This is a genomic window from Curtobacterium sp. NPDC098951 (assembly GCF_044759965.1).
Lineage (GTDB): Bacteria > Actinomycetota > Actinomycetes > Actinomycetales > Microbacteriaceae > Curtobacterium.
Window position 1 is genome coordinate 168,463 of record NZ_JBIWAG010000003.1, and the last position, 23,418, is coordinate 191,880.

At 70.8% G+C, this 23,418-nt stretch carries 18 protein-coding genes; 15 read left to right on the plus strand and 3 right to left on the minus strand.

Annotation, left to right across the window (positions count from 1 at the left end; all coding sequences use genetic code 11):
* Positions 1–77 precede the first annotated feature (77 nt).
* Positions 78–4,082 carry a DUF6049 family protein gene (locus tag ACIQUC_RS09715; RefSeq protein ID WP_402266080.1) on the minus strand — a complete coding sequence of 1,335 codons (4,005 nt, stop codon included), beginning with the start codon at positions 4,080–4,082 and terminating at the stop codon, positions 78–80.
* 123 nt (positions 4,083–4,205) lie between these two features.
* Here ACIQUC_RS09715 and ACIQUC_RS09720 point away from each other — a divergent pair, with 123 nt between their 5' ends.
* From ACIQUC_RS09720 to ACIQUC_RS09755, 8 genes are all read left to right on the plus strand, one after another.
* Positions 4,206–5,642, plus strand: coding sequence for a CCA tRNA nucleotidyltransferase (locus tag ACIQUC_RS09720; RefSeq protein ID WP_402266083.1), 1,437 nt, complete (start codon positions 4,206–4,208; stop codon positions 5,640–5,642).
* Positions 5,643–5,803: 161 nt separating this feature from the next.
* Positions 5,804–6,175 carry a 30S ribosomal protein S6 gene (gene rpsF / locus ACIQUC_RS09725; protein ID WP_022907088.1) on the plus strand — a complete coding sequence of 124 codons (372 nt, stop codon included), beginning with the start codon at positions 5,804–5,806 and terminating at the stop codon, positions 6,173–6,175.
* Between the two features lie 3 nt (positions 6,176–6,178).
* Positions 6,179–6,745, plus strand: coding sequence for a single-stranded DNA-binding protein (locus ACIQUC_RS09730; protein ID WP_022907087.1), 567 nt, complete (start codon positions 6,179–6,181; stop codon positions 6,743–6,745).
* Positions 6,746–6,792: 47 nt separating this feature from the next.
* Entirely contained in the window at positions 6,793–7,050 is a 258-nt protein-coding gene (gene rpsR, locus ACIQUC_RS09735; protein ID WP_017887834.1) for a 30S ribosomal protein S18, read from the plus strand.
* A gap of 14 nt (positions 7,051–7,064) precedes the next feature.
* Positions 7,065–7,517, plus strand: a complete 453-nt coding sequence (gene rplI, locus ACIQUC_RS09740) for a 50S ribosomal protein L9 (protein ID WP_144711708.1) — start codon at positions 7,065–7,067, stop codon at positions 7,515–7,517.
* 654 nt (positions 7,518–8,171) lie between these two features.
* Positions 8,172–9,539 (plus strand): replicative DNA helicase, encoded by a 1,368-nt coding sequence (gene dnaB, locus ACIQUC_RS09745; RefSeq protein WP_402266088.1) that lies wholly within the window; start codon positions 8,172–8,174, stop codon positions 9,537–9,539.
* Between the two features lie 1,170 nt (positions 9,540–10,709).
* On the plus strand, positions 10,710–11,069 hold the full coding sequence (locus ACIQUC_RS09750) for a cytoplasmic protein (protein ID WP_402266091.1): 360 nt from the start codon (positions 10,710–10,712) through the stop codon (positions 11,067–11,069).
* A 143-nt stretch (positions 11,070–11,212) separates the two neighbouring features.
* On the plus strand, positions 11,213–11,578 hold the full coding sequence (locus ACIQUC_RS09755) for a hypothetical protein (protein ID WP_402266094.1): 366 nt from the start codon (positions 11,213–11,215) through the stop codon (positions 11,576–11,578).
* Positions 11,579–11,601: 23 nt separating this feature from the next.
* Here ACIQUC_RS09755 and ACIQUC_RS09760 read toward each other — a convergent pair whose 3' ends face one another.
* The gene (locus tag ACIQUC_RS09760; protein ID WP_402266096.1) at positions 11,602–12,444 is read right to left on the minus strand and encodes a universal stress protein; all 843 of its coding nucleotides are present in this window, start codon (positions 12,442–12,444) and stop codon (positions 11,602–11,604) included.
* Positions 12,445–12,558: 114 nt separating this feature from the next.
* Between ACIQUC_RS09760 and ACIQUC_RS09765 the strand changes: the two genes are divergently transcribed.
* Complete coding sequence (locus tag ACIQUC_RS09765; RefSeq protein ID WP_402266099.1) at positions 12,559–14,988, plus strand: phosphoketolase; 2,430 nt, start codon at positions 12,559–12,561, stop codon at positions 14,986–14,988.
* A gap of 21 nt (positions 14,989–15,009) precedes the next feature.
* Here ACIQUC_RS09765 and ACIQUC_RS09770 read toward each other — a convergent pair whose 3' ends face one another.
* The gene (locus ACIQUC_RS09770) at positions 15,010–15,780 is read right to left on the minus strand and encodes a universal stress protein (RefSeq protein WP_402266102.1); all 771 of its coding nucleotides are present in this window, start codon (positions 15,778–15,780) and stop codon (positions 15,010–15,012) included.
* A gap of 208 nt (positions 15,781–15,988) precedes the next feature.
* Here ACIQUC_RS09770 and ACIQUC_RS09775 point away from each other — a divergent pair, with 208 nt between their 5' ends.
* The 6 genes from ACIQUC_RS09775 (at position 15,989) to ACIQUC_RS09800 (ending at position 23,388) form a co-directional block, all read left to right on the plus strand.
* Positions 15,989–16,864, plus strand: a complete 876-nt coding sequence (locus tag ACIQUC_RS09775; protein ID WP_402266105.1) for a universal stress protein — start codon at positions 15,989–15,991, stop codon at positions 16,862–16,864.
* Positions 16,864–17,724 carry a universal stress protein gene (locus ACIQUC_RS09780; protein WP_402266108.1) on the plus strand — a complete coding sequence of 287 codons (861 nt, stop codon included), beginning with the start codon at positions 16,864–16,866 and terminating at the stop codon, positions 17,722–17,724. Before ACIQUC_RS09775 ends, ACIQUC_RS09780 begins: the two co-directional genes overlap by 1 nt.
* Positions 17,682–20,231, plus strand: a complete 2,550-nt coding sequence (locus tag ACIQUC_RS09785; protein ID WP_402266111.1) for a cation-translocating P-type ATPase — start codon at positions 17,682–17,684, stop codon at positions 20,229–20,231. Before ACIQUC_RS09780 ends, ACIQUC_RS09785 begins: the two co-directional genes overlap by 43 nt.
* A gap of 65 nt (positions 20,232–20,296) precedes the next feature.
* Positions 20,297–22,012, plus strand: a complete 1,716-nt coding sequence (locus ACIQUC_RS09790) for a GAF domain-containing protein (RefSeq protein ID WP_402266114.1) — start codon at positions 20,297–20,299, stop codon at positions 22,010–22,012.
* A complete protein-coding gene (locus ACIQUC_RS09795) occupies positions 22,009–22,650 on the plus strand; it encodes a response regulator (protein WP_402266117.1) in 642 nt (213 codons plus the stop codon). Before ACIQUC_RS09790 ends, ACIQUC_RS09795 begins: the two co-directional genes overlap by 4 nt.
* Positions 22,651–22,734: 84 nt before the next feature.
* Positions 22,735–23,388, plus strand: coding sequence for a hypothetical protein (locus ACIQUC_RS09800; RefSeq protein ID WP_402266120.1), 654 nt, complete (start codon positions 22,735–22,737; stop codon positions 23,386–23,388).
* Positions 23,389–23,418: the final 30 nt, after the last annotated feature.

Below are 23,418 nucleotides of genomic sequence, written 5' to 3' on the forward strand. Positions count from 1 at the left end.
CTCGCTGCCCTTCCGTAGATGTCTGACCGGGTCAACCAATGCTACCGGCGTGGCATTCCGTGCCACCCGGGAAGCCGTCAGCGACCGAGGCGCTTGCGCAGGATGTCGACCGCGCCGCGGATCTCGCCGTTCTTCGCGACGACGAGCCCGCCGAAGTACACCACCACCATCACGGCGCCGGTGAGGGTGATCGTGATGAGTGCGCCGGAGACGTCGGACATCGCGAACCCGTCGGCCGAGAAGCCGCCGAAGAAGTTCACGACGACGAGCCCCACGACACCGGCGATGAGGGCGGCGATGACGAACTGGACGTGCGACCGGGTCACGATCGGCCCCTCGATGCCGTCCAGGCGCTTCCGGACGAGCACGAGCGCGATGATCGTCTGCACGGTCCCGGCGACGGTCGTGCACACCGCGATCGAGACACCGATCACGTTGCCCGGGAAGGTCGCGACGGCGAGGGCCCCGATGACGAACAGCACGGACTGCACGCACTGCATCAGGAACGGCGTGCGGTGGTCGTGCAGGGCCCAGAACACCCGCTGGATGATGAAGAGCATGCTGAACAGCACGAGACCCGGCATGTAGGCCCACAGGACCTGGGCCATCGCCTGCGTGTGGTCGAACCGGTTCTCCCAGATCCGAGCGAAGGGCATCGCGAGGACGATGAGCGCGACGCTCGCGAACACGGTGAACAGGCCGACGATCCGCAGCGAGAGCGAGAGGTTCCGGCGCACCGCTGCCAGGTCGCCGCGCTCGGCGTCGTGGCTCATGCGCGTGAAGTACGCCGTCGCGATCGAGACCGCGATGATCGAGTGCGGGAGCATGAACAGCAGCCACGTCGTGCCGAGGGTGGCGATGCCGGCACCACCGGCGAGCGATGCCACGCGCGACTGCACGATGCCGGCGAGCTGCGTCACGAGGATCATCGCGAAGAGCCACCCGGCGGCCGTCCCGGTGGAGCGGAGCCCCACCCCGCGCCAGCGGAAGTCCGGTCGGAAGGTCAGTCCGGCGCGCCGCCAGAAGAACGGCAGGAACGCGGCCTGCGCGAACACGCCGAGCGACGCGCTGCCGGCGAGGACGGCGATCTTGACGGCCGTCCATCCCTCGGTCGAGGAGTTGACGTCGCGTCCGCCGAACAGCGCGATGAAGACGATCAGGCCCGCGATCGCGATGACGTTGTTGATGAGCGGCGCCCAGGTGAAGGGTCCGAACACCTGCTTGGCGTTCAGGACCTCGCCCAGGAGCGAGTACATCGCGTAGAAGAGGATCTGCGGCAGGCACCAGAACGCGAAGGCGACGGCGAGGTCCGTCTGCGCGGGCGTGAAGCCCTTGCTGTCGCCGGACGCCTGCTGGCTGTAGACCCACACGAGGAACGGTGCGAGGAGCGTCGCGACGATCGTGATCACGACGAACACCGACCCGCCGAGCGTCACGATCTTGTTGACGTAGGCCACCCCGCCGTCCGTGTGCTGCTTCATCGATCGGACGATCTGCGGGATCAGGACGGCCGAGAGCAGGCCGCCCGCGATGAGCGCGTAGATGTTGTTCGGCAGCTGGTTCGAGATGCCGAAGGCGTTCGCCGCGTCGGAACCGGTGTTGCCGATCGCGAAGGCGAGGACGAAGGTCTTCGCGAAGCCGAGGACGCGCGACAGCATGGTTCCAGCCGCGAGCATCGCGCTCGCGCGGCCGAGACTGCGCTCGGCCACCGGCTCGGCGTCGACCGCGGGCTGGGGCTGGGTGGTGCTGATGATCGGCTCCTCGGGGTCGGCTGACGGTGCGTCGCGCACCGCGGTGTCGGACTGGAGGAACGGTGCACGTCCGTCTCGCGACGACGCGGCCGGCAGGGCCTCGCCACCGACCACCGGCTGGACCTCGAGCGGACGGTTCGGGTCCTCGTCGTCGTCAGCGTCCACGTCGCCGTTCCGGCGACGACGGCGCTTCCGGATGCTCCGGACGATGCCGAACCCGAAGATCGCGACGAGGGCCACCGCCGCGGCTGCGGTGATGACCGTCTCCCACTGGGCCTGGACGTTGAGCTCGACCGTGGCGGGGGTGGCGATCTTCACGCCGGTCGGGCTCGTGAGCGACAGGGTCAGGTTCACCTTGCCGTTCGCGACCGACTGGACCGGCACGGTGGTCCGGGTCGAGGAGTCTGGCTGGATCTTGACCTCGATGTCGTTCCGCACGATCCGCAACGCCGAGTTCGACGGCTGCACGGACAGCAGCACCGTGACCGGGTAGTCGGAGCGGTTCCGGATCGAGATCGGGAGCGACGACCGGTCACCGAGCAGGGTCAGGCTGCTCGAGTCCGGGATGCTGATCTGCGCGGTCTTCCCCGCCCAGTTCGCGAGCTGGGCGTCGATCGCGGTCGCGAGGCCGGATGCGTCGTCCCGCCAGGCGTTCGACGCCAGGGCGAGCAGTCGGAGCCGTGCCGGTGCGGTCAGGTCGGTGGGGGTGTCGAGCGCGGACGCGAACCCGGCGAGGTCCTGCTCGCCGTCGACCAGGCGGTCCAGCTGGTCGGTGCGGGCGTCGCCGTTCGTCCCGGCCGCGAGCGTGAGGGACCCGGCGGTGGCGGAGGCCGTCGTGGACAGGTCCGCCGGCGCGACCCAGGCGGTGTCCTCGAGCGCGTCGAGGGCCTGGCTGAGTCGCGTGGAGTTCGTCGGCCAGTCGCGCCCGAGGGTCAGCAGGATCGGCGCCTCGGCCGTCCCCGCCCGCGCCGAGGTCGCGAGCGTCGCGGTGAGCTCCGACATCGCCGTCGACCACTCCTGCTGGTTCGACGCGGTGGCGGCGGTCCGGAGGAGGGCGGACATCGACTGGTCGGACACCAGGACGTGCTCGCTGCCGATCCGCTCGGAGGCGGCGATGGTCGTGTCGGCGCCGGCGGACGTGTTGCCGCTCGACACGATCGTGGTCGTGGAGCCGGCCTTGGCCAGTGCCGGCAGGTCCGCCGCGGCGACGGTGCCGTCGGACGGCCACGCGATGCCGTCCATCGAGTACGGGAAGTCGAGCAGCGAGGCGGTCGTGGGCAGCGTCGCCGGTGTCCCGTCGTCGGTGCCGGGGTCGGCCGTGGGCTCGTCGCTCGGCGTGCTCGTCGCGGACGGGTCGGCCGTCGGGCTCGTGGCGTCCGCCGTCGGGGTCGGGGTCGGTGTGGACGCCCCGGGGAAGTTCTGCTCCTTGATCTCCTGGTCGAGGGAGATCGGTGCGAGGATCCCGTCCGACCCCGCCTGCCGGAGCCCGGTGACGTCGGCGTCGGCGTACGGCAGGGCGAAGGTCTCGTTGCGGAGCGACTCGAGCCGGCTCAGCCAGGCGATCGCCGAGGACGGCGCGTTCTCGCCGAGGATGCGGATGGAGGCGATGATCCGCGGGTCGATGGCGACCGCGACGTTGTGGTCCTCGGCGGCGTCGAGCTGCTGGGTGAGCGTGCCGTCGACGGCGGTCGTGGCCGCCAGGGTGCCCGCGGACAGCAGCCCCTGGTTGGTCTCCGGGACGGTGATCGGCATCGCCACCGAGACGCTGACCGGGGTCTGGTCGGACTCGGGGTACCAGGTGATCGCGGACCGGGCCACGGCGTAGGTGTCGCCGGCCGTGTACTCGGCCGCGATGCGCCGCGCACCGAACGAGGAGTACCCGCCGAGCGCGACGTTGCCCGCGACGATCTTGACCGAGCCGAGCGTGACCGACCGGTGCGCGGGGACCGCCGGGACGTCCACGGAGTCCATGGGGGCGCCGAGGTAACCGGTCGTGCTGGTGTCAGCGAGCCAGTCCGAGAGCACGTCGCGCGTGCTCACGGAGCGGAAGATGTCGAGCTCCGCGGTGCCGGCGGGGACGTCGGCATCGGTGTCGTTCGTGACCGTCACCGAGAGCTCGAGCTCCTCGTCGCGCTGGACGATCCCGCGGTTCGCCGGAGCGATCGAGATGGTGGTCTTGCCCGCCGCGGCGGCCGCGGGGTGCGCCGTCCGGGTCGTGGTCGACGAGACAGTCGTGGCGTGGGCGCCGTCGGCCGCAGCGGGCGCGACGACGAGGCCGAGCGCGACGAGGGCCGACGCGGCGGCGGCGAGCGTGGTGCGGAAGATCTGCATGCGAAGGGCCCACTGGGTCGGTCCGGGCCGTCCACGAGTGTATGAGGCCAGACCATGAACGCTCCCGTGCGCGCGGACGTTGTGGAGAACTCGGGCCCTGGATCTGGGAGGATGAGGACCGTCATGCAGTCCGTTGCCCAGGCCGTCGAGCGACTCGACGCACTCGCCGCCACCGAGCCCGTCGCCCTCCTCGCTCGGGCCTTCGCCGACGCCGGACACGAACTGGCGCTCGTCGGGGGACCCGTCCGCGACGCCTTCCTCGGTCGTGCCGTCACCGACCTCGACTTCACCACCGACGCCCGCCCGGACGACATCCTGCGGATCGTCGAGCCGATCGCGAACAAGACCTGGGACGTCGGCCGGCAGTTCGGCACCATCGCCGCGCGGGTGGCTGGCGAACAGGTCGAGATCACCACGTACCGCAGCGACGTCTACGACGGCGAGACCCGCAAGCCCGAGGTCGCGTTCGGCGACACCATCGAGGACGACCTGCTCCGTCGGGACTTCACCGTCAACGCGATGGCGCTCCGCCTGCCCGCCCGGGAACTCGTCGACGTGCACGGCGGCGTCGAGGACCTGCTCGCCGGACGGCTGCACACGCCGCAGGCCGCGCGGGTGTCCTTCCGCGACGACCCGCTGCGGATGATGCGCGCGGCCCGGTTCACGGCGCAGCTCGGCTTCACCGTCTCGGACGAGGTGCGCGAGGCCATGACGGACCTGGCCGAGTCGATCGACATCGTGTCCGCCGAACGCGTCCGTGACGAGCTGGTGAAGCTGCTGGGCACCGACGCGCCGGTCGACGGCATCCGGCTCCTCGTCGACACGGGTCTGGCCGAGCGGTTCCTGCCGGAGCTCCCCGCGATGCGGCTCGAGATCGACGAGCACCACCACCACAAGGACGTCTACGAGCACTCGCTGACCGTGCTCGAGCAGGCCATCGGGTACGAGGCCGAGCGGCACGCGGGCGAGGCGCCGGACACCGTGCTCCGGCTCGCCGCCCTGCTGCACGACATCGGGAAGCCGGCGACCCGCAAGCTCGAGCCCGGCGGCGCCGTGAGCTTCCACCACCACGACCTGGTCGGCTCGAAGCTCGCGAAGAAGCGGCTCCGTGCGCTGCGGTTCGACAACGACACCATCGCCGCGGTGTCGCGCCTGATCGAGCTGCACCTGCGGTTCTTCGGTTACACCGAGGGTGCCTGGACCGACTCCGCCGTCCGACGCTACGTCCGGGACGCGGGCGACCAGCTCGAGCGGCTGCACGAACTGACGCGCTCCGACGTGACCACACGGAACCGCCGGAAGGCCGACCGGCTCGCCTTCGCGTACGACGACCTCGAGGACCGCATCGCGGAACTCTCCGAGCAGGAGAAGCTCGACTCGATCCGACCAGACCTCTCCGGCGACGACATCATGCGCATCCTCGACATCCCGCCGGGCCGTGCCGTCGGCGAGGCGTACCGCTTCCTCCTCGAGGTGCGGATGGACGAGGGGCCCCTCGGTCCCGACGACGCCGAGGCGCGCCTGCGCGACTGGTGGGCCGCCCGCGACGCGACCGCTTGACGGGCGCGAGCGGTTCTCCACAGGCGGTGGCGCGCCTCCAGGCCGTCCGCTAAGCTTGCCGGGTTGTCCGCGCACGCACTCTGCGCTGCCGGGCACATGCATCAACCCTCCTGCCCCGAGAACTGCTCGGGGCCGCTGAGACCAGAGGAGGTGGGTTCCGCATGCACCAGTACGAACTGATGGCGATCCTCGACCCCGAGATCGACGAGCGCACCGTCGCTCCCAGCCTGGACAAGTTCCTCGCTGTGATCCGCAACGACGGTGGCACCGTCGACAACGTGGACGTCTGGGGCCGTCGTCGTCTCGCCTACGAGATCGCGAAGAAGTCCGAGGGCATCTACGCCGTCGTGGACTTCACGTCCACCCCCGAGGCCGCCAAGGAGCTGGACCGTCAGCTCGGTCTCTCCGAGGCCGTGCTCCGCACGAAGGTCCTCCGCGCTGAAGAGGGCATCGCGCAGGTCGCCGCCCAGAAGCAGCGCGACGAGGCCCGCGCGGCCCGCAAGGCCGCCAACGCGACCGCGAGCGCCGAGTAACCCGTGGCCGGCGAAACCGTCATCACGGTGGTGGGCAACCTCACCGCGGACCCGGAGCTGCGCTACACGCAGAACGGGCTCGCCGTGGCGAACTTCACCATCGCGTCGACTCCTCGCACGTTCGACCGTCAGGCGAACGAGTGGAAGGACGGCGACGCGCTGTTCCTCCGTGCGAGTGTCTGGCGCGAGTTCGCCGAGCACGTGGCGGGCTCGCTGACGAAGGGCTCGCGCGTCATCGCGCAGGGTCGCCTCCGTCAGCGCTCGTACCAGGACCGTGAAGGCCAGCAGCGCACGAGCATCGAGCTCGAGGTCGACGAGATCGGCCCCTCGCTCCGCTACGCGACCGCGCAGATCACCCGTGCTGCGGGTGGCTCCGGCGGCGGTCGTGGCCAGGTCGGCGGCGGCAACGCCCCGGCGGGCAACGGCGGCAACGGCGGCGGCTGGAACAACGGTGGCGGTCAGTCGGACGCGCCCTGGTCCCCCCAGGGCGGCCAGCAGGGCGGCAACGCACAGTCGAACGACGTGTGGAGCACCCCGGGCGGCACGTACGACGACGAGACCCCGTTCTGATCCTCCGCGGTTCAACGGACACAACTTCCACTTCTTAAGGACAAACAATGGCTGGAAAGAGCACCGGCGACCGCCGGAAGCCTCGCGGTAAGGGCGGCAAGAACGCCGCTCCCGCGAAGTCGATCAAGGTCGGCGTCATCGACTACAAGGACGTCGCGACCCTTCGCAAGTTCATCTCGGAGCGTGGCAAGATCCGCGCCCGTCGCATCACCGGCGTCTCCGTCCAGGAGCAGCGCCTCATCGCCCGTGCCGTGAAGAACGCCCGTGAGATGGCGCTCCTCCCCTACGCCGGCTCCGGCCGCTGATCGGAGGTCGACACATGTCGAAGCTCATCCTCACCCACGAGGTCTCCGGCCTCGGTTCCGCCGGTGACGTCGTCGACGTCAAGAACGGCTACGCCCGCAACTACCTCATCCCCCAGGGCTTCGCTGTCGCGTGGTCCAAGGGCGGCGAGAAGCAGGTCGAGTCGATCCGGGCCGCGCGTACCGCGCGCGAGCTCGCCACCATCGAAGAGGCTCAGGACCTCAAGATGAAGCTCGAGAACGCGACCATCAAGCTGACCGTCAAGGCCGGCAAGGACGGTCGTCTGTTCGGCTCCGTCCGTCCGGGCGACGTCGCTGACGCCGTCCAGGCGCAGGGCGTCGGCTCGCTCGACAAGCGCAAGGTCGAGGTCCCCGCGACCATCAAGACCGTCGGTGACCACGAGGCCACCGTGCGTCTGCGCGAGGACATCACTGCCGTGATCTCGCTCCAGGTCGTCGCCGCCAAGTAACACTGGCTGCGGTCTTCCGCTCACGACGGGCGGGTCTCCTCCGGGAGGCCCGCCCGTTGTCATGTCCGCGGGCTGTCCCCGCCGCGGTGGGCTGCTTCCGCCGCTTCGGTGGGCTGCTTCCGCCGTTTCGGTGGGCTGGTTCCGCCGTTTCGGTGGGCTGGTTCCGCCGTTCCGGTGGGCTGCGCCAGGCCGGGAGGCGCGGGTCGTCCCGCGCTGACCGGTTACCTCACAGACGGGGTCGCGCTTGCTGGGAACCGGTTGGGAACGTTCTCCTCAGGTTCCCGTTTGTCAACCGTTTTTACACAGCCGAAACGATCGAAATGGCAACCTTCAATGCGTACTTGAACCCCACTTCTCCACACATGGTGTGGAACGGGAAACCCCAGGTCAAGTGGTCGAAAGTGTGTTCCCCATGCCGGTTGTCCACATACCTCTCCACAGTTGTCCACACAGCACCCCGGCGTGTTCCGCAAGCTCTCCACAGAGTTATCCACAGGGCCGTTTGCTGGGGATAACTCTGTCCCCGTAGCTTGGCCCAGCGACTCGGCGATGTCGGTCGCCCGGGGTAGAACAGGGGCGGTCGGTTCGTCCGCGCCGCCCGCCACGACGGTCGGTCGGTTCGTCCGTGTCCGCCGCCAACCAAGAGGAGCAAGTGTGTCGATCGCGCATCTCGAGCCCGCGCCGCAGGACTACGCGGAGCGTGGTGGCGCAGAGCGGACTCCCCCGCACGACATGCTCGCCGAACAGTCGACCATCGGCGGCATGCTCCTGTCGAAGGACGCCGTCGCCGACGTCATCGAGACCGCTCGCGGGGTCGACTTCTACATCCCGAAGCACGAGGTCATCTTCGACGCGATCCTCTCGCTCTACTCGCACGGTGAACCGACCGACGTCATCGCGGTCACCGACGAACTGACGAAGACCGGTCTGCTGTCCCGTGCCGGTGGCGCCGAGTACCTGCACAGCGTCACGAGCATGGTGCCCACCGCTGCGAATGCCGGCTACTACGCCGCGATCGTGGCCGAGAAGGCCGTGCTCCGTCGCCTCGTCGACGCCGGCACCCGCATCGTGCAGATGGGCTACGCGTCCGAGGGTGAGGTCACCGACCTCGTCAACAGCGCCCAGGCCGAGGTGTACAACGTCGCCGGCGGTGTGCAGACCGAGGACTACGTCCCCCTGACCGACGCCATCTCCGCCGCGCTCGACGAGATCGAGGCCGCGAAGGGGCGCGACGGGCAGATGACCGGCGTCCCGACCGGCTTCGCGCAGCTCGACGGCCTCACCAACGGCTTCCACCCGGGCCAGCTCATCATCATCGCCGCCCGCCCGGCCCTCGGGAAGTCGACGCTCGCGCTCGACCTCTGCCGCGCGGCTGCGATCAAGCACAACGAGACCGCCGCGTTCTTCTCCCTCGAGATGGGCCGTGCCGAGATCGCGATGCGTCTGCTCTCCGCCGAGTCGAGCGTGCCGCTGCAGAACATGCGCAAGGGCACCGTCGACTCCCGCGACTGGACGACCATTGCCCAGACCCGCGGCCGCATCAACGACGCCCCGTTCTTCATCGACGACTCCCCCAACATGACGCTCGTCGAGATCCGAGCGAAGTGCCGTCGCCTCAAGCAGCAGCACAACCTCCGCATGGTCGTCATCGACTACCTGCAGCTCATGACCTCGGGCAAGAAGGTCGAGAGCCGCCAGCAAGAGGTCTCCGAGTTCTCGCGTGCGCTGAAGCTCATGGCGAAGGAGCTCCAGGTGCCGGTCGTCGCGCTGTCGCAGCTGAACCGTGGTCCCGAGCAGCGTGCCGACAAGAAGCCCCAGATCTCCGACCTGCGTGAGTCCGGGTCGATCGAGCAGGACGCCGACATGGTCATCCTGCTGCACCGTGAGTCGGCCTACGAGAAGGACAACCCGCGTCAGGGTGAGGCGGACCTCATCGTGGCGAAGCACCGCAACGGGCCGACGGACACCATCACGGTGGCGTTCCACGGGATGTTCTCGAGGTTCGTGGACATGCCGCAGTAGGCAGTTGTCGTTGTGGTTGTATGACTGTTCACGGAAACGGTCGTGTGCTCACGGAAACCGTCGCTGAGGCCGTTGAGCGACACGAATGCTGAGCAGCGCAAAGTCTTCTTCCACGCGTGGATCGTCGCTCCCCTACCGGGGTCCGGACACGGCGTCTGGGACGACCCTCGTTGCGGCAGGAAGGTGGGCAGAGCCGCGCCTATCGAGCGCAGTCAGCCGGAATCTACGTGCGCGGATGTGAGCGGCAGATCACCCGAAGGGGCTCAGCGAGCCAAGTAGTCTTGGGACCGGCCGCGAGCCGCTGCCTAGCGAGAGATAGCCCTCGCCGATCGATCGGCGTTGGGTCACGCAGCTCCTTCGGTTTCGACTGTTGCGGGGTGTGCTCGGCTCAGGAGAGTTGGCGATCAAGCGCCAGTTGCGAAGCCGGCATCCTCCCGCAGGTGCGCAACGGCAAGTTCAGCGGTAATTCGCGATGAGAAAGCGGTGCCTGATCGCGCGAGGTTGACGTGGGAACGGCAGGCCCGCCAACGCCACTCGCCAACCGCGTTGACGTAGACCACGAACCGCACGCTCGAGGACACGACTTTGAACGCCGTCGCCGCTCGCTGAGCGCTCAGAAACGTCTCGAACCCGGTCGCTGCCCGAGCTATGAGCTCGTTGTCAGCTGAATGCAAACGCCAGGTGAATTGCCCGTTCTGCATCGGGACTGAGGTGAATCGAAGGGACATCGTGTCCCAGCTTCCGTTGCGGCGAGGCTGACTGCCCCGAATCTTCATACTGTCGCGGTGGACAGAGGAGGGACGTCGCGATGGGCGGCGGATGAGCACATCCTGAGCGAGCAGCTCGAGGCGATGCCGCAGGTGAATCCGAACGCATTCAACCACTGGCTCCCGTGTTCCGCTCTCTGAGGGAATCCGTCCAGGCCATGCCGCCCGCGGTCGGAACCGTCGCGACGAGCTAGGAACGACTGATAACACTATGTGGGTGCTCTACTGGAGCAACCCGGCTCGACTGATTCGTCATTCTTCGTTGGTCGAGGGCGAGACAACCCACGGGCGTCCCGACCCTGCCCTGATCGGGCGTTCGCATCGCGTTCTGGATCGCGCAGGTGCGCGCCGGCGCAGCCGGACGAGGATGAGTCCCGATCACCCCGTCGAGGAGGCGAGCGCGATGATGCGGACCGACGACGATCCCCTGCAGACCGATCCCGAGCACTACCGGCTGCTCTGGGAGAACGAGCACGTCCGCGTGCTCGACTACACCGACGTACCGGGCGACCGGACCCACGTGCACCGACACCCGGCGAGCATCATGGTCACGCTGACGGGCTTCGATCGCCGACTCGTGGCCGACGGGAGGGAGCTCGACGTGGCGTTGCCCGCCGGGATCGCGGTGTGGCTCCCGGCGCAGCGACACAGCGGGTGGAACACCGGGTCCACACCGACCCACACGATCCTGGTCGAGCTCCTCGACGTGCCGGTCGAAGACCCGGACCCGACCGTGCTCGGACCGGGCCCGAGCCAGAGTTGAGCGTGGTGTCCCAGCTGGCCGGCACCGTCGATCAGGGGGCCGCAGGGACCTGACGGACGGTTTCGGCGGCTCCAAGGATGACCCAGACCCTGCTGTCGGTGCCAAACGCGAGCACCCAAACGCCTGCGTCGCTCGCTGTGGCCGTGTGCCGGGTAGCACGACGGTGGCTCGCGGTCGGAGCGCCGATCATCGGGCTCGTCGCACTGGTGTCCGTCCCGCTCGCGACGTCCTCCGGCGAATGGCTGGAACACCACGAGCAGGAGACCGCTTTACTCGAACGGCACACCGAGCTCGCCGACGGGATGCTCCCCTGGTCGCTCGCGGTCTTCGCGCTCCTGGCGCTCTGGTGGGCCTGGCACCGGTTCGGGACCGCCCCGGTGACGAACAGCGGCGTGGCGCGGGCCGTCGGGATCGTCGGGCCGGTGCTGCTCGTGGTGGTCGCCGTCATCTCGATCATCGAGGTCGTCATCATCGGCCACGCCGGAGCAGAGGCCGTCTGGAAGGGGTAGCGGAGTCCTCTGGAGCACCACGGTCATCCGGGCACGTCCGCCGGCGGCACGACGCACACCGGCGCCGAGGCCCGGTGGACGAGCGCCTCTCCGACGGATCCGGTCAGGAACGCCCCGAACGCCGAGCCGTGGCGACGGCCGACGACGACGAGCGAAGCCGTGGTGGTGGCTCGGATGAGTACCTCGGACGGTCGGCCCTGCCGGAGCTCACCACGCATCCGCAGCTCCGGGTGCGATCGGCTCACCGCCCGGATCGCGGCGTCGAGTTCGAGCTGCCCCTCGTGCTCCCAGAGCGGGCGGTCTCGTTCCAGGTACACCGCACCGAACGGCGAGACGCTCGTCGGCGGCTCCCACGCGCGGACCAGGACGAGTCCGTCGCGGCTGCGTTGCGCGCACCGGGCGGCGAAGGCGAGCGCCGCCGAGGCGGTGCGGCTGTCCACGCCCGCGACGACCGCGTCGTCGACGCGACCGGGACGCCAGTCTTCTGGGACCACCACCACGGGAGCGGTGGTGTGTGCGACGACCCGTTCAGCGACCCGGCCGGTGAGCGATGCCCAGAGACGCTCGGACCGACGCCCGCCGATGACCAGGACGTCCGTGTCGGTTGCGTCGTCGAGCAGGCGCGCGACGGTGGGCCCGCTGACGACGGCGCGCTCGACGCGGAGATCGGGGTGTCGCTCCCGGAGTCGGTGCGCAGCGATGGTGAGTCGTCCCGTCGAACGGTCGAGGGTCTCGCCGCGCGGCTCGTGGACGGTCTCCAGCAGGACGGTGTCGGTGTCCTGCACGACCGCGTCGATCCAGTCGAGGCTGTTCCACGCCGCGTCCGAGTCGTCCACGGCGACGGTCCAGCAGGTCGGCTCGGGCATGGCGGTCCTCTCGTCGGGGTCGGTCCCGACACTGCTGGTCCGGTCATCGCTCCGCCAGGTCCTTGGTCCCCCGACGGATAGCACGACGTCCGTCAGGACCGAAGACCCTGCCGAGTGTTCGAAGACCGTGCCACCGTCGCGTCGACCGGTGCGGGCCCGCCGCCCGCCCACGACGAGGAGCACCGCATGGACGACACGACGATCGAACAGGTCCACCGGTGGTGGCGTGCCGCGAACTACCTCGCCGTCGGGCAGATCTACCTGCTCGACGACCCGTTGCTCCGACGCCCACTGACCCCCGACGACGTGAAGCCGCGGCTGCTCGGACACTGGGGCACGACACCCGGCCTGAACTTCATCCACGCACACCTGAACCGGGTCATCCGGGAACGCGCGATCCGGACGCTCTTCGTCTGCGGGCCCGGGCACGGCGGACCGGCGGTGGTCGCGAATGCGTGGCTCGACGGCACCTACAGCGAGCTGTACCCGGCGGTGTCCCAGGACGAGGACGGCATGCGACGACTCTTCCGCCAGTTCTCGTTCCCCGGCGGTATCCCGAGCCACGCGGCTCCGCAGACACCGGGCTCGATGCACGAGGGCGGAGAGCTCGGCTACGCCCTGTCGCACGCGTACGGCGCGGCGTTCGACGACCCGACACTCCTCGTCGCAGCCGTCGTCGGGGACGGCGAGGCCGAGACCGGTCCGCTCGCGACGAGCTGGCACTCGAACAAGTTCGTCGATCCGCTCCGCGACGGGGTCGTCCTGCCGATCCTCCACCTGAACGGGTACAAGATCGCGAATCCGACGGTGCTCGCCCGCATCCCCGAGTCCGAGCTCGTCGACCTCATGCGCGGCTACGGCCACCAGCCGTTCGTCGTCTCCGGCGGGTTCGACGGGGAGGACCCGCACGCGGTGCACCGGCGGATGGCCGAGACCCTCGACGTGGTCCTCGACGAGATCGAGCGGATCCGCCGGGATGCACGCGACGGCACGCTCGAGGGACGACCGCGGTGGCCGATGATCGTCCTGCGCACCCCGAAGGGCTGGACCTGTCCGCCGGTGATCGACGGGAAGCCCGCAGAGGACAGCTGGCGGTCGCACCAGGTGCCGCTGTCCGATCCGCGGCACTCGGCAGAGCACCTCGCCGTGCTCGAGGAGTGGATGCGCTCCTACCGCCCCGAGGAACTGTTCGGACCCGACGGTTCCCCGGCCTCGGACATCCGCGCCCACGCTCCTGCAGGCGACCTGCGGATGAGCGCGAACCCGGTCGCGAACGGTGGCCTCGTGCGCACCGACCTGCGCATGCCCGACTTCCGCGACCACGCCGTCGCGGTCGAGCACCCCGGAGCCACCTCGAGCGAGCCGACACGTGTGCTCGGCCGCTGGCTCGCCGCCGTGGCACAGGCGAACCCGACGACCTTCCGCGTCTTCGGTCCTGACGAGACGGCATCGAACCGGCTCGACGCCCTGTACGACGTGACGGACAAGCAGTGGAACGCCGAGGTGCGGTCGACCGACGAACACCTCGCACCGCACGGCCGCGTGATGGAGATGCTCAGCGAACACCAGTGCGAGGGCTGGCTCGAGGGGTACCTGCTGACCGGACGCCACGGCGTGTTCGGCACGTACGAGGCGTTCGCGCATGTCGTCGACTCGATGCTGAACCAGCACGCGAAGTGGCTCGCCGAGAGCCGGAAGGTGCCGTGGCGGCGGCCCGTCTCGTCCTTGAACTACCTGCTCTCGTCGCACGTCTGGCGCCAGGACCACAACGGGCTCTCGCACCAGGACCCCGGGTTCATCGACCACGTCATGAACAAGCGGCCGGAAGTCGTCCGCGTGTACCTGCCGTTCGACACGAACACCCTGCTCTCGACCTTCGACCACTGCCTCCGGTCGGTCGACTACGTCAACGTCGTGGTGGCCGGGAAGCAGCCGACGCCGGACCTCCTCACGGCCGAGGAAGCCGTCGCGCACTGCGCCCGCGGACTGGGCATCCTGCCGTGGGCCGGCACCGAGGTCGACGGCGAGGAGCCGGACGTGGTGCTGGCCTGCGCCGGGGACGTCCCGACCCTCGAGGTCCTGGCAGCGGCGTCGATCCTCCGCGACGACGTGCCGGGACTCCGGGTCCGGGTGGTCAACGTCGTCGACCTGATGCGCCTGACGAGCCCCGAGCAGCACCCGCACGGCATGCCGGACGAGGCGTTCGACGCCCTGTTCACGCGCGACCGCCCGGTCGTCTTCGCGTTCCACGGGTACCCGTGGCTCATCCACCGGCTGACCTACCGCCGAGCTGCGAACGCCGACATGCACGTACGCGGGTACGTCGAGCAGGGTACGACGACGACCCCGTTCGACATGCTCATGCTCAACGACCTCGACCGCTTCCACCTCGTCATCGACGTGCTCGACCGGGTCCCTGGGCTCGCCGTCCGCTACGCCGGGCTGCGCCAGCGGATGCAGGACGCGCGCACCGAGGCACGAGCGTGGACCCGCAGCCACGGCGAGGACGTGCCGTCGGTGGCCGACTGGCGCTGGTCGGCATGACGTGGGCGACCGCCTACAGGGTCAGCGCACGATCGCGACGGCGGTCCGGGAGGCGCGGATCACCTGGTCGACGACGGTCCCGCGCTGTCGGTGGTGCGGCCCGGTGCCCAGGACGAGCAGCGCCGCTCCGTCCGCCGCGTCGACGAGGCGGCGGGCGACCGGGCCCTCGACGAGCTCGCGGTGCACGTCGACGTCGAGCAAGCCGAGGAACGCGTCCTCGACGCGCTCTTCGAGCATCTGCAGTTCGCGACGACGCGCGTGTTCGTCGTCGTGCCCTGGTGGCGACCAGACGGCGACCGCGCGCAGCGTCGCATCGGTGCGCCGCGCCTCCTGGCCCGCGAACCGGAGCGCGGCGTCCGACCCGGACCGCACGTCCACGCCGACCACCACACCGCGTCCCGTCGGCGCGTCCGCCGGCACGGCGACGACGGTGCACGGCGCAGCGTCCACGATCCGCGCGGCGATCGACGGGCGCCGACCGCGGGCGTCGGGCACGACGTCGTGCCCGACGACCAGGACGCACTCGGCGTCGACCGCTCCCAGGAGCACTGCGACCGGGCCCCCGCGGTGCACCTCGACGTCGAGGTCGATGCCGTGCGCGCTCGCGGCCGTTGAGACGCCCGTGCGGACACCGAGGTCAGCGTCACTGAGCGCCGGCGATCCCGCGTCGTCGGGCACGGCGTGCACGACGACGAGCCGTCCCACGGAGCCCGTCACCCGCGCCGCGGCCCACCGCAGTGCTGCGCGGGACCCCGTCCCCCCGTCCCACCCCAGAACGATCCGCGTGGTCATGGTCGACCGCCTCTCCCGGCACCGCTCCGGGCGCCGTCGGAGGTACGTTCCGCGCGGAGCGGGCGTCCGACCAGTGGCCTTGGTCCCCCGGCCCGAGCGGGACCTTGGACCCTGCCCGGGCACGGTCCGGGCACCGTAGCGTCGCGTCGACCGAAGCGGTGTGAGCCGCCGGCGACGCACCGTGCGTCCGCCAGGGAAGGGAACGATCATGACCGCGTACACCGTCGCGATCGACGACTCCGTCGCCGGCTGGAAGACCGTCGAGTGGACCGTGGACACCGTCGACCCGGCAGTCGACAGCGTTCGGCTGCTGACCGTCAGCGAGTTCTACGGCGAGGCGCTGACACGGTCGGAGCACCGGCTCGACGCCGCCGAACAGCGCCTGCGCACCGTGTACCCGGGTCTCGCGGTCACCCACGACGTCACGGGCGGCCCGACGGCCGACCGGCTGGTTGCGGACGCCGCGCTCGGGGACGTCCTCGTGATCGGCGCACGGCAGGTGCACACCCTCACCGCGGCCATCACGGGGCGGGTGGCGGAACGGGTCGTGGCGCACGCCACCACGCCGGTCGTCGTCGTCCCCGAGGAGTGGGAGCGCAGCGACGGGCCGGTCGTGGTCGGTGTCGACGGCCGGTCTGCCGCGTCCGCGCTCGCGTGGGCCGCCGACGTCGCCGAGCGACGCGGCAAGGACCTCGCCCTCGTCCGGGCATGGGCGGTCCCGACCGCGATGGCGCCCTACGCCAACATCTACCTCGAGGAGGACCGCGTCCTCTGGTCCAACGAGGCCGACATCGAACTCCGCGCAGCCCTGCGGGCGGTCGGTGAGGCGCACCCTGCGCTGCGCGTCGACGGGTCGTCGGTCGAGGGCCAGCCGCGCGACGTGATGCTGCAGTCGTCCCGCGGTGCGTCACTCGTGGTCGTCGGACGGCGCCACCGGACCGCCCTCGGCGGCTTCCTCGCCGGGTCCGTCGGCGAGCGGCTCATGCACCGCGGGCACGCGCCCGTGTGCATCGTCCCCCAGCCGCGCCGGGCAGCCGGGTCCGACGACCGCACCGGCGAGCCGGCACACGCCGAGGCACGGTGATGCGGGACGGGAACGGCGTCACGACCGAGCACATCGTCGTCGGCGTCGACGAACACGACGCGAGTGACCGCGCGGTCGACTGGGTCGCGGTGCGGCGGGTGATCCCCGGCAGCCGGATCGAGATCGTCACGGTGGCGAACGGGTGGGGCGGGGACGTCACCGTGCTCGACCACCGACTGCAGCGGTCCGCCGAACGCCTCACGGGTGCGCATCCCCGGGTCGAGGTCACCACGGCCACGTTCTTCGGAGCGCCGGACCGCGTCCTGGTCGAGACCGCGGCCACGGCCGACCTGCTCGTCATCGGCTCCCGACGCCAGCACCGCGTCCGCACCGCGCTCGACGGCTGGATGCCGGAGCGCGTCCCGACGCTGTCGACCGTCCCGACGGTCGTCGTACCCGAGGACTGGCGTCCGAGCCACGGCGACGTCCTGCTCGGCGTCGACGACGCGAGCGGTGACGCTGCGCTCCGGTTCGCCGGCGCGCAGGCCGTCCGGGACCACCGGCGTCTGACCCTGGTTCGGGCGTGGAAGTCGCCGGTGAGCGCCCGCGTCGGGGGGCTCAGCGTCCTCGAGGACCCGAAGTTGCTCCAGGAACACGCTCGCAGCGTCCTCGTCGACGCCGAACGGCTCATCCACATCCGCTTCCCCGGCCTCCAGCACCGCCCCCTGCTGGAGGAGGGTGACCCCGCTGACGTCCTCGCGCGACACGCGGCCGACGCCTCGGTGATCGTCCTCGGACGGCAGCACCGCTCGGTGCTCGGCGGGCTGTTCTTCGGCTCCATCGCGCACGAGCTCATCGCCGCCTCACGGACACCGGTGTGCATCGCACCGCTGCGGACGCCGACCCCGGACGGGCGATGACGACGCCGCCCGTCGTCACCGAGGCATCGCGCTCGCCCGGACTCAGCGCGACCGATGCCGCCCATCGCCTCGCCGTGGACGGGCCCAACGTCGTCGCGTCGTCGTCCCCGAAGCTGTGGCGGATCGTGGGGACGCAGTTCCGCAACGTCGTGCTCGTCCTCCTGCTCGTCACGGCAGCCGTGTCCGGCACGCTCGGACAGGTCCAGGACGCAGTCGTCATCCTCGTCATCCTCGCGCTGAGCGTCGGGCTCGGTGCCTGGAACGAGTACCGGTCGGCACTCGTCTCGTCCGCGATGGGCGATCGGCTGCGGCACACCGCCCGGGTGCTCCGCGACGACGCCTGGACCACCGTCGACGTCCGGTCGGTCGTCGTCGGCGACCTCGCGCGCCTCGGCGTCGGCTCGATCGTCCCCGCGGACTGCGTCGTCGTCTCGGCCACGGATCTGCAGTGCGACGAGAGCGTCCTCAGCGGTGAGTCGCGACCGGTCGCGCGTGCCACGGGCGACCGGGTGCTGCAGGGCGCGGTCGTCGTCGCCGGTTCCGCCGAGGCCGAGGTCCGTGCCACCGGAGCCCGAACCGAGTTCGGCGGGATCGCGGCAGGGCTCCGCACCCGTGCGCCGGAGACGTCGTTCCAGGCGGGCCTCGCGCGCTTCTCGGTCCTCCTCGTCTGGATCGCCGTCGCGCTCATGCTGCTCATCGTCGTCTCCGGCATCGCGTTCTCCCGACCCCTCCTCACCACCGTGCTGTTCGCGCTCGCGATCGCGGTCGGTGTGACGCCGCAGCTCCTGCCTGCAGTGGTGAGCACGGCGCTGGCGGCAGGCGCTCGCAGTCTCAAGCGATCGGACGTCCTCGTGAAGCGCCTCGTCTGCGTCGAGGACCTCGGCGGCGTGGACGTGCTCGTCACGGACAAGACCGGGACGCTCACGTCGGGCGGCCTGCGGTTCCACAGCGCGATCGGACCGGACGGGCGACCGGACCCCAGGGTGCTCGCGGCCGCGCGCGCGACTGTGCCCGACGACGTCGCCGCTGCGGGGGCCGCGGGCGCCTCGGTTGCCGACGTCCTCGACCGCGAGGTACTCGCCGCAGCGCAGCAGGCGGGGATCCCCACGATGGACGTCGCCGCGACGCAGCCGTTCGACCACGAGCACATGCGGTCCTCCGCACTCGTCGAGAAGGCCGATGGATCGAGGGAGATCCTCGTCAAGGGTGCGCCGGACGTGGTCGTCCCGAACTGCCGCGACGTCCCGGTCACCGCGGGGACGGTGCTCGACCGGCTCCGTGCCGAAGGCCATCGCGTGCTCGCCGTCGCGGCCGCCGACGTCGACCACGACACCCGGACCGCCGATCCGGACGCGGCGGGGGTCGCACTCGCGCTGCTCGGCTTCGTCGTGTTCGAGGACCCGCCCCGCCCCGGGGTCGCCGACGCCGTCGCGGCGCTCCACGGGCTCGGTGTCCGGATCGTCGTGGTGACCGGCGACGATCCCGTGGTGGCCGAACAACTCGCCCGGAGCGTCGGCATCCCGGTGGAGGTTCCTCTGCTCGGTTCGGCGATGTCGGGGTCCGAACTCGCCGGACGCGTCCTCGCCGCCGGCGTGGTGGCTCGAGTGCACCCTGCCGACAAGGCCGTCGTCGTCCGGGCACTGCGGGCGTCCGGCCGGACGGTCGCGTTCCTCGGCGACGGGGTGAACGACGCCCTCGCCCTGCACGCCGCCGACGTCGGCATCTCGGTGCTCTCCGCCACCGACGTGGCCCGGGACGCCGCCGACGTGGTGCTCCTCGACAAGGACCTCGCGGCTGTCGCCACCGCCGTGCGGACCGGCCGCCGAGTCTTCGCGAACACCCTCAAGTACGTGATGATGGGCACCTCGTCGAACATCGGCAACATGCTCAGCGCCGCCGTCGCCGCGAGCTTCCTGCCGTTCCTGCCGATGCTGCCGGCGCAGGTGCTGTTGAACAACCTGGTCTACGACCTCGGACAGCTGACCATCCCCACCGACCGGGTCGACCCCGAACGCCTCGCCGCGCCGTCGCGGTGGGACGTCGGAGCCGTCCGGCGGTTCATGCTCACGTTCGGCCCGGTGAGCTCCCTGTTCGACTTCGTCACCTTCGCCGTGCTGCTCGGCATCGTGCACGCCGGTCCGGACGAGTTCCGCACGGTCTGGTTCGTCGAGTCGCTCATCACGCAGTCGCTGGTGGTGTTCGTCATCCGGACGAACCGGGTGCCGTCGTGGCGGAGCCGCCCAGGGCGCTGGCTGGCCCTCGGTGCGCTCGGCTCGGCGACGATCGCGATCGCGATCCCGCTGAGTCCCCTGGGACCCCTGGTCGGGTTCTCGTCGCTCTCCTGGCCGCTGCTCGCGACGATCGGCGTCATCGCGGTCGCCTACCTCGCGCTCGCCGAGGCTTTGAAGGCGCTCCTGTTCCGCTTCGTGTTCCGGGGGCCGTCGGCCACCCACCACGCCACCCACCACGTCCGTCGTGCCGCCGCCCGGTTCGGACCGTCGCGGTGATCCGCGTGGCCGCACTCCGCCGACGGAGTAGGTTCGGCCGGGACTCCGCAGGGAAGGGGTGCCCGATGATGCCCGATGAACTCGCGTTCCCGGACGGCCCCCGGTCTGCCCTCGAGCGAACCATCGAGGAACTCGTCGACCGCGCTCAGGACGTGCTCCGCACGCAGGGACGCCTCCGTCACCTGCTCGCTGCCAACCGCCGCATCGTCGAACACCTCGACCTCGAGGACACGCTCCGATCGGTCGTCCACGCCGCCGTGGAGCTCGTCGGCGCCCGGTACGGAGCACTCGGCGTGATCAACCCGGACGGCACCGCCCTCGAACGGTTCATCCACGTCGGCATGGACGCCGAGCTCGTCGCCCGCATCGGGCACCCGCCGCACGGCGAAGGTCTCCTCGGCGCGGTCGTCCACGAGCACGCGGCGATCCGCATCGACTCCATCGCCGAGGACCCCCGTTCGGCCGGGTTCCCGGACGGGCACCCGCCGATGGAGGGGTTCCTCGGTGTCCCGGTCCGGGTCCGGGACACCGTCTACGGCAACCTCTACCTCGCGAACCCGTCACGTGGTCGGTTCACCGACGAGGACGAGGAGCTCGTCGAGGCACTCGCCGCGACCGCCGGCGTCGCGATCGACAACGCCCGCCTCTTCGACGAGGCACGGCAGCGCGAGCGGTGGACGACTGCCGCCGCCGAGGTGTCAGCCGCACTCGTCGGCGACGAGACGCTCGAGGACGTGCTGACGCTCATCGCCGACCGGGTGACCGCCTTCGTCGACGCCGTTCTCGTCTCGGTCGTCGAGCCGCGCGGTGCCCCGGACACGATCCACGTGGCGGTCGCCGTCGGCACCGGTGCGGCGGGGGTGCAGGGCAGGGACTACCGTGCCGACGGATCGCTCGCCGGACGGGCCATGGCGACGGGGTCGGTGGTCGCCGACCCGACCGGAGCCGACCTGCCCGCCTACGCTTGGGCGCCCCCGCTCGGCCCGACGCTCGCCGTGCCGCTGCGCGACGGGAGCACGCCACTGGGCGCCCTGATGATCTCCCGCGGCCCCGGTGCCCGGCCCTTCTCCGGGACGGAGGCGGAGATGGCCGACGAGTTCGGCCGGCAGACGAGCGTGGCGCTCGCCGTCGCACGCGGACGGAAGGACCGCCGACTCCTCGAACGCGCCGAGGACCGTGGTCGGATCGCCCGGGACCTGCACGACCACGTCATCCAGCGGCTCTTCGCCGCAGGGTTGTCCCTCCAGGCGACGGCCCAACGTGCCCCGGAACAGGTTCGCGACCGGATCGACTCGCAGGTGACCATCATCGACGAGGCGATCGGGGAGATCCGGACAGCGGTGTTCGCTCTCGGGACCCCGGACCGCCACGGACCACGCACCGCCCGCGACCGCTTGCTCGACGTCGTCGCCGAACTCGGGCCCGCGCTCAGCACCGCACCACGGATCGCGTTCGCCGGCCCGGTCGACACCGTGGTCACCGGTGACCTGGCGCTCGACGTCGCGGCCGTCGTCCGCGAGTCGCTCGCGAACGTCGCCCGACACGCACCCGAAGCGAGCTGCCGGATCGACGTCTCGGTCGACGACGAGGCCGTCCACGTCCTGGTCGAGGACGACGGACCCGGGCCTGGCCCCGGGGACCGCGGGCGACGGAGCGGCACGGCGAACCTCGCGGCCCGAGCGCGGCTGCGCGGGGGCGGGTACCGCCTCGACGAACCTCCCGAGGGCGGCACGCGCGTCCGGTGGACCGTCCCGACCCACTCCGGAACGGAGCCATCATGACCACACGGGTGTTCCTCGTCGACGACCACGAGATCGTCCGCCGAGGCGTCGCCGACCTCATCGACGCCGAACCCGACCTCGAGGTGGTGGGCGAGGCCGGCACGGTCCGCGACACCGTCGGACGCGTCGCCGCGACCCTGCCCGACGTGGTCGTCCTCGACGTCCGGCTCCCCGACGGCAGCGGCATCGACGCCTGCCGCTCCGTCCGTTCCGCCTTCCCGGACATCGTCTGCCTGATGCTCACCGCCTACGACGACGACCGTGCGATGCAGGCCGCGATCCTCGCCGGAGCCGCGGGCTACGTGGTGAAGGACATCCGTGGGCAGACCCTGCTCGAGGACATCCGGCGCGTCGCCGCGGGTCGCCGGCTCCTGCCCGCCGCAACCGTGCCGGCGACCGTCGAACGACTGACCAGCGACGTCCGCGACGACGTCCCGGAGCTCACCATGCGCGAACGGCAGGTCCTCGAGCTCATCGCCGGCGGCCTCACGAACCGACAGATCGGCGACCGGCTGGGCCTGGCGGAGAAGACCGTAAAGAACTACGTCTCCGGGCTGCTCGCGAAGCTCGGACTGGAACGGCGGACGCAGGCCGCGGTCTACGGCGCCGACCACGGTGTCCGCGACCATCGGCGCTGACGCCACGGGACCATCGACCCTGCCACGACGACGCCCCAGCGGCGATCGTGGTCACCTCGCTGACCCGCCGAGGGGACCTTGCCGATGACCACGACGCTCGACCGCACCACGACGACCGCCGCAGGACAGCGCGCCGCATCGCGAGCAGCCTGGTCGGCCCTCAGCACCGCCGATCGGGCTCGACTGCTCGCGGAGTGCAGCGGCATCGCGGTCGGTGGGACCAGCCGACACGCCCTCGCTCACGGCCCGCAGGACCCTCGGTCGCACGAGAACCAGATCGGCGGCGGCGACCTCCCCTCCCGGTGCGATCGCGTCCTGCACGACGTGGCAGCGCACGCCGCGGCACTCCCGGCCGGCTCGATCCGGTCCACGCGGGTCCGCACCGAACTCGTCGTCGACACCGGGTTCCCCCTCGAGCTCGCGGCCCTGCACCTCGCCGCGGCGCTGATCGCCGACGAGACCGTCCTGCTGGGCCTGTGCGGCCCCGTGACAGCGGGCACGCTGCGCTACGTCCGAGCCGTGGCGGCGCTCCTGCCCGGGGGTGTCCTGCGCATCAGCCGCGGCGACCGGCTGGTCAACGGTGGCACCGACCGCGTGGTCTGGCTGTCGTCGGACTGCGTCACGGACCGGTCGCCGGTCACGCGCGGCCTCGCAGTCGTGGCGGCGATGACGACCTCCCGGCAGATCGTCGACGGGACCTCCGACCCTGCCCGTCCCGCGACGGCACCGACATCGTGATCGTGCGGGCGTCGACACGGCGAGGGACAG